We start from the raw sequence: 14,397 nt of genomic DNA on the forward strand, positions 1-14,397 counted from the left end.
ACCCGCATAAACGGCCAGTAATATGAGCGCTGCGAGCCATCTAGTCCGGTTCCATTCTGGTTCAAACAGGCGGTACGCCTATGGGCAAGCACCTCTCCGGACTATTAGTATCTACACTTAGTGGTTTTGATATTGCCCGGTATCACTTGCCGATCAAGCGCGAAAGCTGGAATGAAGCAGCGATGGGCCGCGAGCGATTCATGAAAGATGACGGCGCCGCATCGGGAACCGGCTCGCGTCTGCCTGCCCGCGATCCCAGGGGAGGAAGGCCGCCACAGGAGGTCGCAGCCCGGCTTGGACATCATATCCTCGAGACGGCGCTTGCCCAATTCATCGCCGGCGGCGTCGAGGGTACGAGTATGGAAGCTATCGCCGCCGCCGCACAGACATCGAAGCGAACGCTCTATTCCCGCTTCGGCTCAAAGCTCGCCCTGCTCGTCGCCGCCATGGAACACAGCCTTGCCCGCTATCTCGATCCGATCGCGGCATCGGTCCCTCGAGGAAGCACCCGCAAAAAAATCGCCTATATCGCTCGCAGGATGCTCGACCTGTCGCTTCAAGGCGATGTCGTGGGCATCGAAGCGCTCATCATCTGGCTGGCAAACCACAATCCGGGCATGATGCGGGCACAGCCCGCGATCGGCACCCAGTTCGGCATCGATCTGATGCAGACGATCCTTGCCGAGGCGAGCGAACCGAACAGCGAGGAAGCAGGCGATCTTCCGTTCCTCGCTGCTTTTCTCTTCGACGCGCTGGTCACCGTGCCGCGCCAGCGCATCCTGCAGCGCCATGATCTGCACAACACCACCCGGACAAAGGCTGCCTATATCGAGCGAGCGCTCGACCTCATGGCAAAGGCCATTCCGTTCCTGAACGAAGGGCGCGGTAACCGCCTCACATCCTGAAGCCCTCGCCAAGATAGCGATGCCGGACTTCGGGGTTGTCGAGTACCGCTTCTGGGCCGCCCTCGAACAGCATCCTGCCCTGATCGATGATATAGGCCCGCTCGACCAGTTCGAGCATCTCATGCACATTGTGGTCGGTCAGAAGGATCGCCACGCCTTCTCGCTTGAGCTTTCGCACCATCGCCTTGACGTCGGCGATCGACATGGGATCGATGCCCGCGAACGGTTCATCGAGCAGGATGACCGAGGGCGCTGCCGCCATGGCCCTGGCGATCTCGCAGCGCCTGCGTTCCCCGCCGGACAACCGCTGTGCGGGAACGTCGCGAATGTGGGCGATATTGAACTCGGCAAGAAGTTCATCGAGCCGCGCGGCAGCTACATCGCGATCGGCGATATGCAGTTCGAGCACGGCCGCGATATTCTCCGCAGCCGTCATGCCGCGGAAGATCGATCCTTCCTGGGGAAGATAGCCGAGGCCCAGCTTCGCTCTTCGATCCATGGGAAGCGCGGTGACATCCTGACCGCCAATCTCGATCCTGCCGGCATCCACGCTCATCAGGCCGGCAATCGCATAGAAGCAGAGCGTCTTGCCGGCCCCGTTTGGCCCCAGAAGCCCCACGATTTCGCCTGCCCGCACTTCGAGCGCGACATCGTCAAGCACCTTCCGCTTGCCAAAGGACTTCTCGATCCCGGCGATCGAAAGAACCGTCGGCGCGCGCTCGACTGCGACCGGTCCGATTGACGCGGGCGCAAGCGGCTCGCTCTCCGAACGCGCGGCCGGCGATACGAGTTGGGCATCATGCCCGAGATTTCCGCCAAGGTCCCTCAAAAGCCGGGTCAGTACGCGTCTCCATCCCGGCCGGCCAGCACCAGCGCAACCGCTGCCATCATGGCGATCTCGCGGATCATCCATTCTCCTTCAATTTCCCGCAAAATTGCCCGGGATGACGACCGCCGTACACTGTATCTCCAGGCAATGCATCGCCATCGTGAACTATACCTAGTGGCTTTACGCTCAATGATTGAGGCTCCTTTTTCTCCAGCAGGCCATGGCCGAATATCCCCGCGCCCGCGGTTGCGACTGGCCGTCAGACAGCCGTCCGGTCGCAACCAAGCTCCGTGCGGCTTGCATTCTATCTTACCTATGCAGTACCGTTCGGCATAAGAAGAACCGGGAGGGGCGGCCCAAACATCTGCTGTGGAATCCTGTCGGAGAGACGAGGCACCTTCCAGCGGAACTCGGAGTATATAGTCATGGCCACGTCCCCTCCGCCTTCCGACGATCCGCTGGACGGAATCAGCGAAACGCTCGACCGCACGGCATCGGCGGCCATCGCGCAGACGACTTTCGGCCTTTCGCCGGCCACGCTCCTGCTTGCCATGGCCGATTGGGGGATTCATCTCGCCACGTCGCCGGGCAAACAAATGCAGCTTGGCGCCAAGGCCATCCGCAAGCATGCCCGGCTTTTCGACTATCTGCAGCGCCGCATGGAAGACAGCGAGGCCGAACCGGCCATCGAACCATTGCCGCAGGACCGGCGCTTCGCCGATCCCGCCTGGAAAGAATTACCTTTCAATCTCGTCGCTCAGGCCTTCCTGCTCAACCAGCAATGGTGGCACGCCGCGACGACAGGCATTGGCGGTGTCTCGAAACATCATGAAGACATGGTGGAATTCGCCGCACGGCAGATGCTGGACATGCTCGCGCCGACCAACTTTCTCGCCACCAATCCCGTTCTCCAACACAAGATCGCGGAAACAGGTGGCCAATGCCTGGTCGACGGCTTCCGGCACCTGGTCGAGGACATGCAGCACATGGCGCGCGGCCTGCCGCCGGTCGGCGCCGAAGCCTTTCGCGTGGGCGAAAACGTCGCCACGGCCAAAGGCAAGGTCGTCTACCGCAACAAGCTGATCGAACTGATCCAGTATGAACCGACCACGGACACCGTGCGGCCCGAGCCAATCCTGATCGTGCCCGCGTGGATCATGAAATACTATATTCTCGACCTGTCGCCCGAGAACTCGCTGGTCCGCTGGCTGACGGCGCAAGGCTTCACCGTGTTCATGATTTCGTGGCACAATCCCGGCAGTGCCGACCGTGACCTCGACATGGACGCCTACCGGCACCTCGGACCGATGGCGGCGCTCGATGCGGTGACGGCGATCACCGGCGCGACGGGCATCCATGCCATGGGCTATTGCCTGGGCGGCACGCTGCTCTCGATCGCGGCCGCGGCCATGGCGCGCGACGGAGATGACAGGCTCGCCAGCGTCACACTGCTGGCCGCACAGACGGAATTCAGCGAGCCGGGGGAATTGGGCCTGTTTATCGACGAAGGCCAGCTCAACCTGCTGGAGAACATGATGTGGAGCCGGGGCTATCTGGACAGCAGCCAGATGGGCGGCGCCTTCCAGATCCTGCGTTCCAACGATCTGGTCTGGTCGCGTGTGCTCGCCACCTACCTGATGGGCGAGCGCGAACCGATGAACGACCTCATGGCCTGGAACGCCGACGGCACACGGATGCCCTATGCCATGCACAGCCAGTATCTGCGCCGCCTGTTCCTCGACGACGACCTGGCCGAAGGAAAATACCGGGTGGATGGGCGAACCATCAACCTTGCCTCCATCCGCAAACCGCTGTTCGTGGTCGGAACCGAGCGCGATCATGTCGCGCCATGGCATTCCGTCCACAAGATCCACCTGCTGACCGGGGCCGAGATCACTTTCGTCCTGACCAGCGGCGGGCACAATGCCGGCATCGTTTCGGAACCGGGCCACAAGGGCCGCCGCTACCGCGTGTTGACCCGCGAGGTCGACGGCACCTCCTACGATCCCGAAGAATGGGCAAGCCGCGCCGAGCAAAAGCAAGGCTCATGGTGGACGGCGTGGGGAGAATGGCTGGCCGCGCGTTCGGGAGAACCTGGTGCGCCGCCGCCCATGGGCGCAGCGGACAAGGGCTATGCGGCGATCGCCGATGCTCCCGGCCATTATGTGCTGGAGCATTGAGCAATGACTGACGGAACCATGATCGAGAACCGCACCTTCGACGAGATAAAAGTGGGCGATACCGCCAGTATCTCGCGCACGCTGACCGAAGAGGACATCCAGCTTTTCGCGCTCGTGTCCGGCGACGTGAACCCGGCGCATATGGACGCCGACTATGCCGCGACCGACATGTTCCGCCGCGTCATCGCGCACGGACTATGGGGCGGCGGTCTCATCTCCGCCGTGCTGGGCACCGAACTGCCCGGCCCTGGCGCGATCTATCTCAGCCAGTCGCTGCAGTTCACGCGGCCGGTAGGCCTTGGCGACACGATCACGGCGTCGGTGACGGTGGCGGAAAAACGCGCGCACCATGATATCCTGTTCGATTGCCGCTGCGTCAACCAGGACGGCGAGGAAGTCATCAGCGGCCAGGCCGAAGTCAAGGCGCCGGCCGAGAAGGTCCGCCGCCCCCGTGCGGCGCTGCCGGAGGTCAGCCTGCGCGACCATGACGGCTACCGCAAGCTGATCGAGATGACCGCCAATGGCGTGCCGGAACCGACGGCGGTGGCTCATCCCTGCAGCGCGGCCGCCATGCTGGCCGCGATTGAAGCCGCCGAAGCCAATCTCATCATGCCGATCCTGGTCGGGCCGGAAGCGAAGATCCGCAAGGCGGCCGAAGACGCCGGCAAGGACATTTCGCCTTTCCGCATCGTATCCGCCGCCCATAGCCACGAAGCGGCGGCAAAGGCCGTGGACCTGGTGCGCGGCGGCGAAGCGAAGCTGTTGATGAAAGGCTCGCTCCATACCGACGAATTGATGGGCGCCATCGTGCGCTCCGCCACGGGCCTGCGAACCGAGCGCCGGATCAGCCATGCCTATGTCATGGACGTCCAGAACCATCCGACACCGCTCATCATCACGGATGCCGCGATCAACATCGCGCCGACACTCGAGGAGAAGGCGGACATCATCCGCAACGCCATCGACCTTGCCCATGTCATCGGCATCGCGGAACCGAAAGTGGCGATCCTTTCCGCCGTGGAGACTGTCAATCCCGCGATGCAATCCACACTCGACGCCGCTGCCCTGTGCAAGATGGCCGATCGCGGTCAGATCACGGGCGGCGTGCTGGACGGACCCCTGGCTTTCGACAATGCGATCAGCGAAGCCGCCGCGAAGGAGAAAGGCATCGTCTCGCCGGTGGCGGGCAAAGCGGAAATTCTCGTCGTGCCAAACCTGGAGGCTGGCAACATGCTGGCCAAGCAACTCACCTTCCTGGGCGGTGCGGACGCGGCAGGCATCGTGCTGGGCGCGCGCGTGCCGATCATCCTCGCCAGCCGGGCCGACAGCCTGCGCACCCGCCTCGCCTCCTGCGCGGTCGCGGTGCTGATGGCGCGCGCCGCCACCAAGGCCGCGCCCGGCCTGCCGGGAGCGGCGAGCGCATGAAAGCCGTCGTCGCCATCAACTCCGGTTCGTCCAGCATCAAGTTCTCGCTGTTCACGCTCGATGGCCGGGACGGGCTGACGCTCTCGGCAGGCGGCAAGATCGAGAAGATCGGCATCGCGCCCAGCCTGCGGGCCCGCTCCGCGACGGGGGAAACGCTCATCGAGCGGGACTGGCCGGACGGCGCCGCGCTCAGCCATGCCGACCTGCTTATGGACCTCTTCGCCTGGGCAGGAGACCATCCGCTGGAAGGGCGGGACGTGATCGCCATCGGCCATCGCGTGGTGCATGGCGGCCTGGACTTCGTCACGCCCCGCCTGGTCGATGCCGACCTGCTGGACAGGCTGGAAACGCTGTGCCCCCTCGCCCCGCTGCATCAGCCGCACAACCTCGCGGCGATCCGCGCGATCGCGAAGCTGAAACCCGACCTGCCGCAGGTCGCCTGCTTCGATACGGCCTTCCACCACGACAAGCCGGACGTCGCCTCGCGCCTGGCCATCCCGCGCAAGTTCCACGATCAGGGCATCCGCCGCTACGGCTTTCACGGCCTGTCCTATGAATATGTCGCAATGCGTCTCGCGGAGATCGACCCGGCGCTGGCCGCGGGCCGCGTGGTCGCGGCGCACCTGGGCAACGGGGCCAGCCTCTGCGCCATGCGGGACTGCAGGAGCGTCGATACGACCATGGGCTTCACTGCGCTCGACGGCCTGGTGATGGGCACGCGCTGCGGCACTATCGATCCCGGCGTGATCCTGCACTTTCAGCTCCGCATGGGCATGAGCGCGGCCGATGTGGAGGACATGCTTTACCGGCAGTCCGGCCTGCTCGGCGTGTCCGGCCTGTCGAGCGACATGCGGGCGCTCGCGGCCAGCGATGCGCCGGAAGCGGAAGAGGCGATGGCGCTGTTCGCCTGGCGCGCCGCGCGCGAGACGGCCGCGCTCGCCTCGTCGATGGGCGGGCTGGACGGCATCGTCTTCACCGCCGGGATCGGAGAGAACGACGCCGCGATGCGCCAGCGTATCTGCGCACGCCTCGCATGGCTGGGCGTGGAACTCGACGAACAGGCGAACGCTGCCGGCGCCCCGCTTGTCAGCACGCCCGGCAGCCATGTCGCGGTGCGCGTCATTCCCACCGACGAGGAACGGATGATCGCGCTCCACACCTTGCACGTGCTGGGGGAGAATCCATCATGAGGCGCGCGATAAGCCTTGCCACCATCGCGCTTGCCGTCCCTGCCGCGGCTCATGCCGCATCGCCCGTCGAAATCCTGATCAGCGATGCCGGGCAGGAGGACGAAACCGGCGCTGTCCTAGTCGATCTGCGCCTGCTCAATGACAGCGGCGATCCGCAGGGCATGGCCCTTCCGGACCGCATCGAAGCGCAGGTGGAGCAGAGCGGCGTCTCTCGCACCGCCTGGCTGGAGCGCATGGCGACGACGCCTCCAAACCCGATCATTCCACCTGGCGGTTTCACGCGCGCGACCTACCGGCTTGCGCGGAGGACCAATCTGTCGCTGGAAGGCGCCGCGATCTCCGTTCCCGCATGGGGCACGCGGCAGATCACGCTGGCATTGCGGCCCGCGGACCGAGGGGCGCAAATAGCCACGAACACCTCCGCGCAATCCGGGCCTCCCAACGCGCCGGGGTTGGAAAACAAGGCTGTGCCGCCTCCCTCGGACCGGTCGGCGGGCAACGCCTTTTTCGCCAACCTGTCGGCCTATGAACCGATCTATGCTGTCTATGGTCCGGGCACCGACAGCGCCGCACGCATCCAGATCAGCTTCAAATATCAGATTTTCGGAACGAGACGCGCCCAGGGCTTGCCACTTTCCTGGCGCGACGGACTGCATTTTGCCTATACCCAGCGCATGTTCTGGGATCTTGGCGCGGATTCCTCGCCGTTTCGTAACATCGACTATCAGCCGGAACTCTTCTACCTGACCCCTTCAGCTACGTTGACACGCGGCATCTCGCTGAGCGCACAGGGCGGCTTTCGCCATGAATCCAACGGTCGCTCCGGTCTCGATTCCCGCAGCCTCAACACGCTCTATGTGGCGCCGATGGCCGCCTTCCCGCTCGGCGGCGGCTATCGCCTGTCGGTAGCTCCGCGCTTCTCCCTCCTTGTCGGCGACAAATCCGACAATCCCGATATCCGCCGCTACAGAGGCAATAGCTCGCTCTTCCTGGAAGTCGGGAAAGATGACGGCCTACGCCTTACGACATCCACGCGGTTCAGCGTCTCCAGCGGCAAAGGCGCACTCGCCGCCGATCTTTCCTATCCGCTCTCGCGGCTATTGGGTGGGGGACCCGACTTCTATCTCTTCGGCCAGAGCTTCATCGGCTATGGCGAGAATCTGCTCGACTATGATCGCCATACGACCCGTTTTCGTCTGGGCGTGGCACTGGTGCGTTGAAACCCGCCTTCATGCACATCACGCACTTGAGCGACGCCTCCTGCGACATCAGCGCTTCCTGCTCGACTTGAGGTTGCACTCTGGCAATAGTCGACACGCTCACAGCAAAAGTTCCGAGTCACCAAGAAGGAGCCCTTCACATGCCGTCACAATCGAGGCGCTATTCCAGCCCCTATGGTATGGCCGACCCGGCATTGGAGACCAGTTGGGGCTGGGTCCTGGCTTATGGGCTGCTCGTGATCCTGATCGGCGTTTTTGCGCTCCTCAACCCAATCGCGACGGGCTTCGCGACAGGTGTTTTCCTTGCCGTGGCGCTCCTCATATACGGAATACTGGCTATCGCGGCCGGGTTGTCCTCGCTCTCCCGGCGCGCACGCTGGATCGAGATCCTCCTCGGCGTGCTGAGCCTCGTCGCGGCCGCCATCACTTTCTTCAATCCCTTCGCCGGGGCCTTGACGCTCGTCGCGCTGATCGGCGCCTGGTTGCTCATCATCGGCGTTTTCGAAATCGTCGGCGCATTCCAGTCTGCGCATGACCGGGGCTGGCGCCTGCTACTCGGCGTTCTCGACACTGTTCTGGGCGGTCTCCTCCTGTTCAGCGATCCCGCGACCGGACTTGCCTTCCTGGCATTGGCGGTCGGCCTGAGCTTCCTGCTGCGAGGAACCTTCCTCATCATCCTCGCCATGGGTCTGCGCCGCATCGGTAAGCTATAGACTTAGTGCGGCAAGGGTGCCCTGCCCCGAACAACAAAGGAAACGCCAGGATGATCGGAGGATACAAACCGCTTTCGGTCTTGCTCATCCTGGCGGCAACGGTCGGAAATGCTCCGGCATCGAGCATTTCCGGGACTATCTGGCGCAACCCTGCAAACAGTGTGCATATCCGCGCGCAACCGTGCGACGACAGGATGTGCGGTGTCGTCGTCTGGGCTAACGACAAGGCGAAAGCCGATGCGCGCAAGGGCAGCCCGGATCCTCTGGTGGGCGCACAGCTGTTTCGTGATTTCGAGCAGGAGCAGCCCGGCGTGTGGCGCGGCCGCGTTTTCGTGCCCGATATCGGCCGGACCTTCACCGGGCGCGTCACGGTACTCGACAGCAACAGGCTCGAGGCGAACGGCTGCCTCGTCGGGCGCATCGGGTGCCGGTCGCAGATCTGGACGCGCGTCGAGAAGTAGACGCATGGATTGACAGGCTGAAAGACATCTCTCCCATCCGGCTCGCTGACCCTGCGCAAATGCGATAACGCCGAAGGCGAAATGACCGCGTGCCTGATTCTCTTCCTGATCGTCCTTGGTATCAACCTGTTGCCCGCGTTCGGTCCCCCGACATGGTCGATCATCGTTCTCTATGGCCTGACGACCGATCTGCCTGTCGCCTTGATCGTGTTCATTGGCGCGCTCGCGGCCGCTCTTGGACGTTTGCTGCTTGCCTGGGGCTTTCGATTTCTCAAGGACTATTTGCCCGCGAAACAAAAGCGCAACCTCGAAGCAGCGAAAAAAGTCGTCGAGGACCGACCGAAAAGCGCGATTTTCGGGCTCGCACTGTTCGCTCTCTCTCCGCTTCCCTCGGCGCAACTGTTCGAAGCGGCCGGCCTTGCGGGTATCAGGCTGGGGAAGTTCACAGCAGCGTTTTTCGTCGGGCGTCTCGTCTCCTATTCGATCTATGCCGCGACAGCAGGCGTGATCCGCAAATCGAGCCTGGGTGACGTCTTTACCGAGCGCCTCACCAGTCCGTGGGGCATCGCGATGCAGATCGGCATGATCATCCTGCTTGCTGCGCTCGCCCAGATCGACTGGAGCAGATTTCTGCGCTCCGACAACGATCCGCGCTCAAGCGCATGATCTCAAGGAAACAGGTCCCCGTCGCAGACGGTCCATTCGTCGGCAACACGCAAAATTGAAGACGGCGCCGAAAGCCTGCTTGGGTCAAAGCTGCGATTCCAGCGGCAGAAGGCCAATGGCCTGTGCGGTTAGTCTGCGCCAGAACGAGGCTTCCGGTTCCCGGTCGTATCGGACGGGCACGCCGTTCCGGCTCCCGGCCCATTCCACGTCGCCATCCGACGTCAGACAGACCTCATAGCTGCGGGAGGGCGCGGTATCGCGCTGCCAGATGGCAGCCATCTTCCGGGCCAGGGCCTCGGACTCGAAGAGGACGCCCATTTCCGTGTTGAGGGAAGCCGAACGAGGATCCAGGTTCATCGAGCCGATGAACCCCATATGCCCGTCGGCAGTGAAAGCCTTGGTGTGCAGGCTTGCCCGGCTCGATCCTCGCAGGGAAAAGTCCCGCTCCTGATGCTCGGGCCGCAATTCCCAGAGCTTGATCCCTGCCTCGAGCAGCGGAACACGGTAGCGCGCATAACCGCCATGGACCGCGGCGACATCGGTTGCCGCAAGAGAATTGGTCAGGACCGAGACCGAAACCCCCTTTGCCGCAATCGCGGCGAGCGCCGCCGTGCCTTCCTCGCCGGGGATGAAATAGGGCGAAGTGATTTCAAGCCTTTCCCGCGCCGCATCGAAGACCGGCAGCAGGTCGTGCATCAGCCAGTTCTTGCCCTCCTTGCCCAGCACTTTGCGCGGCGGATCGGCGATCACGCGGGCGGCGCGAGTCCAGTCGGGCCGCGTGGTCTCGGGATCGAGAAGCGAGAGCCGTTTGGCGATGCGCTCCAGATAGGGGCGCGCGGCAGCCTCATTGGCAGCGTTGCTCAATTCGGCGGCGATCCGCGTCAGCGCCACGCCAGGATCTTTCAAGGGCGAAAGCCTATCGACCGGCAACGCCAGGCCGCTGTTCCAGTAATCGTCGAAGATCTTCTCCGTCTGGGCGACGGCTGGCCCCATCACCAGCACGTCCATGCCGCGGAAATTGGTTTGCGTCGCGGCATCGAAATAGGCGTCGCCGATATTGCGCCCGCCAAGGATGGCGACGCGGCCATCAGCGATCCAGGCCTTGTTGTGCATGCGCCGGGTCACGCTGAAGGCGCGCAGCATCATTTCGATGCCGCGCCGCAAGCCGCCCTGCCGCGCCCGGGTCGGGTTGAAGATACGGATCTCGATATGCGGATGATGCGCCATGGCGATCATCGCATCAGATGTATGGCTGGTGCCGATGTCGTCGATCAGGATCCGCACCCTGACGCCGCGATCGGCCGCGGACAGGGCCTCGGCCAGAAGAAGGCGGCCGGTCAGATCGTCGTGCCAGATGTAATACATCAGATCGAGCGAGCGCTCGACCTTGCGCGCCGACAATCCACGTGCCGCGAAGGCGTCGAGATTCTCGTCCAGCAAAAGCAGGCCGCTCTCACCGGGGTGCGCATCCGTCGTGGCGCCAATACGCTGATCGAGCGGCGTCCGGCCGCGTTCGATCGACAGTGCGTAGGAAGGCTCCCCCTGCGCGCGACTGGCGAACAGGCCGTAGACCCAGGTCGCGAGCATCGACGCCGCGACGAAGCCCAGGCAGGCAAGGATGACGATCCGGATCAGACGGCAGCATCCGCCTGCGGCTGCTGGCGCACGAGCAGGACATCGCAATCGAGACGGCTGAGCAGCGCCCGCGCCGTGCTGCCGAGCACCGCCACCGTCAGGGCCGATCGACCGTGCGTTCCGATCACGGCCAGGTCGGTTTCGCTCAGCTTCACATGATTGCGGACAACCTCGCAAACCTCGCCATAGTCGACATTGATATCCAGCCTGTCGCGTGCGTCGGCGGGCAGATCGGTCCTGTCCAGAAAGGCATCCAGATCATAGGCTATCCTGGCCTGCAGCGCAGCTGCCGGCCCTTCCCGGCCCCGAAGTGCCTCCAGCGGCACGTGATAGGCGTGAACGAGAGTGATCTCGGCAGCGGGGAATGCGGCCATGGCCGTGCGAAGCGCCTGGGCCGAGCAGCCGGAGAAATCGGTTGCGACCAAGACCCGGCGATAGTGGTGCTGAGTCTTTTCCTTCACGATAAGCACCGGCGCATGAGCATGGCGTATCATGCGCTCCACGGTCGTGCCGATCAGGAAATCCCCGATATCGTCATGGCGCGAGATGCCGGTCACGATGAGATCCGCCCCGCATGCGGTTGACGCTTCCAGCACCGCCTGCGAGACGGCGCCGGTGGCGAGGCGTGTCTCGACCGGAATATCCGGGTCCGCCACCTCCGCCCGCAAGCGGGCATGAAGGCGACTCTCGGCAGCCTGCAGTCCGTCGAGCATGTCTGCGGGATCGGGATCCCTCTGAACATGGAGAAGAACCAGATGTGCGCGCCACTCGCTCGCCAGCTGTATCGCGCGGTCGCGGGCTCGGTCGCAGCGACCGCTAAAATCGGTTGGAAACAGAATCGTTCGCGGGGTCATATCGACGCAACATAGCAGCAGTGGTCCGCCAACCAAGGAACGTGTCGCCGTGTATTTGCAGGACGGACAGAAATGTTCTTCGGCAAGGATTCGCTGGCCGTCGCGAAGCAGACCGATATTATGGCCTGATCAGAAGAGGATGGATAAGATCACAACACCAGACATCATATTGCGAACCCCGACGCTCACTGCCGTGGCAACGGCCGGCGCATCCCACGCACCATCGACACGCTTCTCGCGCCGAACGCTTCTTGCCGGCACCATGACTGCCGCGCTCTGCCTGACCGCCGCTCCGATCCGCGCTATGGCGCTTGATCCAGGATCGATCGCGGCGAGCGTGGAAGCGTTACGGCCAGGAGAGTTCCTGTGGGCGCCCGAAACGGCTCCCGATGGTCCGGTGGTCATCATCGTCAGCCTCGCCAGGCAGCGGGCCTATGTCTATCGCAACGGCGTCCTGATCGGCATCTCGACCGTTTCCACCGGCGCAGCCGGCCACGAAACGCCCACCGGGGTTTTCACCATCCTCCAAAAGAAAGTCGCGCACAGATCGAACCTCTACAATGACGCGCCGATGCCCTACATGCAGCGCCTCACCTGGGACGGGATTGCCATGCACGCCGGCAATCTTCCGGGCTATCCCGCCTCGCACGGATGCATCCGGTTTCCCCTGACGTTCGCCGAGCACCTCTATGATGTCACGCAGCTTGGCCTGACGGTCATCATCACGCAGGCAAGCGAGATTCCGCGCTTTGCCCCAGCTCCCCGTATCCTGCAGGATACGGCCCGGCGCTCGTCGTTCGGGAATGCCTTTTTGACGGTCTGGCAGCCAGAGAAAGCACTCACAGGGCCGATCTCCATAATCGTCAGCGCGGCGGACCAGCGCGCCGTGGTGTTGCGAAACGGCATCGAAATCGGTTCGGCGCCTGTCGCCATCCGCGGCAAGATCTCCGGCCTTCAGGCCTTCAACCTCGCCTCCATCGACGAACACGGGACGCATTGGATGTTCCTCCCTGTATTTGGCGGTGCACAGACGGGGGAAGTCTCGCGGCAGGACCGGGAGCGGCTAATCCTTCCCGAGGACTTCAGACGGGGCCTGCTGTCGGTGCTCAAACCGGGAAGCACGCTGATCGTCACGGCCGATACCCTCGAAAGCGGGAGTACAGGCACATCCCTGACCGTGCTCACGGGCGAGGATGCCCAAGCGGATACAAACGAACGATGACGTTGCGCAATCCCGACTTCGCGTCCATCGCAGCGTCTTACCGCCTGATTCCAAACAGCCCCCTGCCATAATTGCGAAGACCGGCCTAATTACGACATACTCACCAGAGGATTTGACTTCGATGTCCCGATCATTGCGCGTTCCAGTTTCCCTTGCCGCCGCCATCCTGCTGGGGCTGTCCTCGGCGGCTCCGTCACTGGCTGAAACCGCGCCCGCTGCGCCACCTTCGGCCGACGCCACGGCAATCGCGGTACCCGACGGATTTGAGTTGGCGCCGGACGGCACAACTCTTGTCCACGTGGCCAGCGGCCTGCGCTTCCCGGAGGAATTCGAGGGCTTTACCCGCCTCAGGGAACGGGCATTCGATCCGGGCGGCGAGTATATCGCCATCGGCTACGACCGGCCACTCGGCACCGGCGACGATCGCATCGTGGTGCGGATGGCGGTGGTCCATATCGACCAGATGCCGCCACGCGACCACTATATGATCATGCGTCAGGCTACGATGTCCCATTTTGCCGCGCCGACCATCGTGTCGGAAGGACCGGCGACGATCCCAACCAATCGCCGCCTCAAGGCCTATCGCGGAACTTTCACCGGCTATCGCGACGGCAAACCATGGCGTTCCAGCCTGACGACAGTCGACTATGGCTATTGGAGCGGACGCATGACGGCCGCCTATCCCGAAAGCGAAGCTGCCGAAGCTGAGAAATATCTTGGCGTGCTGCTGGCGGAAATCCGCGCGCAGCGCCCAAAGGCGCCGAAACGGTAGACTGGGGACGATGCCCGCGCGAAACCGCTCACTTTGACGGAGCAAGCAGCGAGAGGAGGCGCCGCCAATCTTGTTCGATCATCCGCCAGCGAAAAACGGCAAGCATGTGGGTCAGCAATCGGGAAAGATAATTCCTTTCCCGTGATCGGGCTACGATTTCGTGGACCTCCCTTTCGGTCCACGGCTTCCATTGTCCAGCGACGGCGATCATGTTCGAGCGGAAGGCCGTATCACTTCATCTCGCAATATACGCTCGGTTTCCGTTATCCGAATGGGGATTGCCGCAGTTATTGAGCGACGCAGTGCAAGTTATCCTTGCCCAGTT

The 14,397-nt window shown here is 63.3% G+C and carries 13 protein-coding genes; 10 read left to right on the forward strand and 3 right to left on the reverse strand.

The annotated features are described in order from the left end of the window. Positions 1-80 precede the first annotated feature (80 nt). Positions 81-905, forward strand: coding sequence for a TetR/AcrR family transcriptional regulator (locus LDB29_RS07975; RefSeq protein ID WP_021690795.1), 825 nt, complete (start codon positions 81-83; stop codon positions 903-905). Here the strand turns inward: LDB29_RS07975 and lptB are convergent. Continuing rightward, positions 895-1,818 carry an LPS export ABC transporter ATP-binding protein gene (gene lptB, locus LDB29_RS07980; protein WP_062066091.1) on the reverse strand — a complete coding sequence of 308 codons (924 nt, stop codon included), beginning with the start codon at positions 1,816-1,818 and terminating at the stop codon, positions 895-897. The two genes, LDB29_RS07975 and lptB, sit on opposite strands and share 11 nt — an antisense overlap. A gap of 341 nt (positions 1,819-2,159) precedes the next feature. Between lptB and LDB29_RS07985 the strand changes: the two genes are divergently transcribed. The 7 genes from LDB29_RS07985 (at position 2,160) to LDB29_RS08015 (ending at position 9,589) form a co-directional block, all read left to right on the forward strand. Next, the gene (locus LDB29_RS07985) at positions 2,160-3,914 is read left to right on the forward strand and encodes an alpha/beta hydrolase (RefSeq protein WP_021246278.1); all 1,755 of its coding nucleotides are present in this window, start codon (positions 2,160-2,162) and stop codon (positions 3,912-3,914) included. A 3-nt stretch (positions 3,915-3,917) separates the two neighbouring features. Beyond that, positions 3,918-5,339, forward strand: a complete 1,422-nt coding sequence (locus LDB29_RS07990) for a bifunctional enoyl-CoA hydratase/phosphate acetyltransferase (protein ID WP_257556196.1) — start codon at positions 3,918-3,920, stop codon at positions 5,337-5,339. Next, positions 5,336-6,529 carry an acetate/propionate family kinase gene (locus LDB29_RS07995; RefSeq protein ID WP_030090400.1) on the forward strand — a complete coding sequence of 398 codons (1,194 nt, stop codon included), beginning with the start codon at positions 5,336-5,338 and terminating at the stop codon, positions 6,527-6,529. The genes LDB29_RS07990 and LDB29_RS07995 overlap by 4 nt, the downstream gene beginning before the upstream one ends. Beyond that, positions 6,526-7,749 carry a phospholipase A gene (locus tag LDB29_RS08000; protein ID WP_257556192.1) on the forward strand — a complete coding sequence of 408 codons (1,224 nt, stop codon included), beginning with the start codon at positions 6,526-6,528 and terminating at the stop codon, positions 7,747-7,749. Before LDB29_RS07995 ends, LDB29_RS08000 begins: the two co-directional genes overlap by 4 nt. Before the next feature lie 140 nt (positions 7,750-7,889). After that, positions 7,890-8,462, forward strand: a complete 573-nt coding sequence (locus LDB29_RS08005) for an HdeD family acid-resistance protein (protein WP_021246274.1) — start codon at positions 7,890-7,892, stop codon at positions 8,460-8,462. 50 nt (positions 8,463-8,512) lie between these two features. Beyond that, positions 8,513-8,923 (forward strand): DUF2147 domain-containing protein, encoded by a 411-nt coding sequence (locus LDB29_RS08010; RefSeq protein ID WP_021246273.1) that lies wholly within the window; start codon positions 8,513-8,515, stop codon positions 8,921-8,923. Between the two features lie 81 nt (positions 8,924-9,004). Further along, on the forward strand, positions 9,005-9,589 hold the full coding sequence (locus tag LDB29_RS08015; protein ID WP_021246272.1) for a hypothetical protein: 585 nt from the start codon (positions 9,005-9,007) through the stop codon (positions 9,587-9,589). 84 nt (positions 9,590-9,673) lie between these two features. Here LDB29_RS08015 and LDB29_RS08020 read toward each other — a convergent pair whose 3' ends face one another. Together LDB29_RS08020 and LDB29_RS08025 are read right to left on the reverse strand one after the other, a co-directional pair. Continuing rightward, a complete protein-coding gene (locus tag LDB29_RS08020; RefSeq protein ID WP_257556188.1) occupies positions 9,674-11,176 on the reverse strand; it encodes a phospholipase D family protein in 1,503 nt (500 codons plus the stop codon). 44 nt (positions 11,177-11,220) lie between these two features. Next, positions 11,221-12,078, reverse strand: coding sequence for a universal stress protein (locus LDB29_RS08025; RefSeq protein ID WP_021690797.1), 858 nt, complete (start codon positions 12,076-12,078; stop codon positions 11,221-11,223). 49 nt (positions 12,079-12,127) lie between these two features. On the opposite strand from LDB29_RS08025, the gene LDB29_RS08030 reads away from it, so the two are divergent. Further along, a complete protein-coding gene (locus LDB29_RS08030; RefSeq protein ID WP_231923325.1) occupies positions 12,128-13,300 on the forward strand; it encodes a L,D-transpeptidase in 1,173 nt (390 codons plus the stop codon). A 121-nt stretch (positions 13,301-13,421) separates the two neighbouring features. After that, positions 13,422-14,072, forward strand: coding sequence for a hypothetical protein (locus LDB29_RS08035; protein WP_021246268.1), 651 nt, complete (start codon positions 13,422-13,424; stop codon positions 14,070-14,072). Positions 14,073-14,397 lie beyond the last annotated feature (325 nt).

The organism is Sphingobium sp. CFD-2, assembly GCF_024611135.1.
GTDB classification, from domain to species: domain Bacteria; phylum Pseudomonadota; class Alphaproteobacteria; order Sphingomonadales; family Sphingomonadaceae; genus Sphingobium; species Sphingobium fuliginis.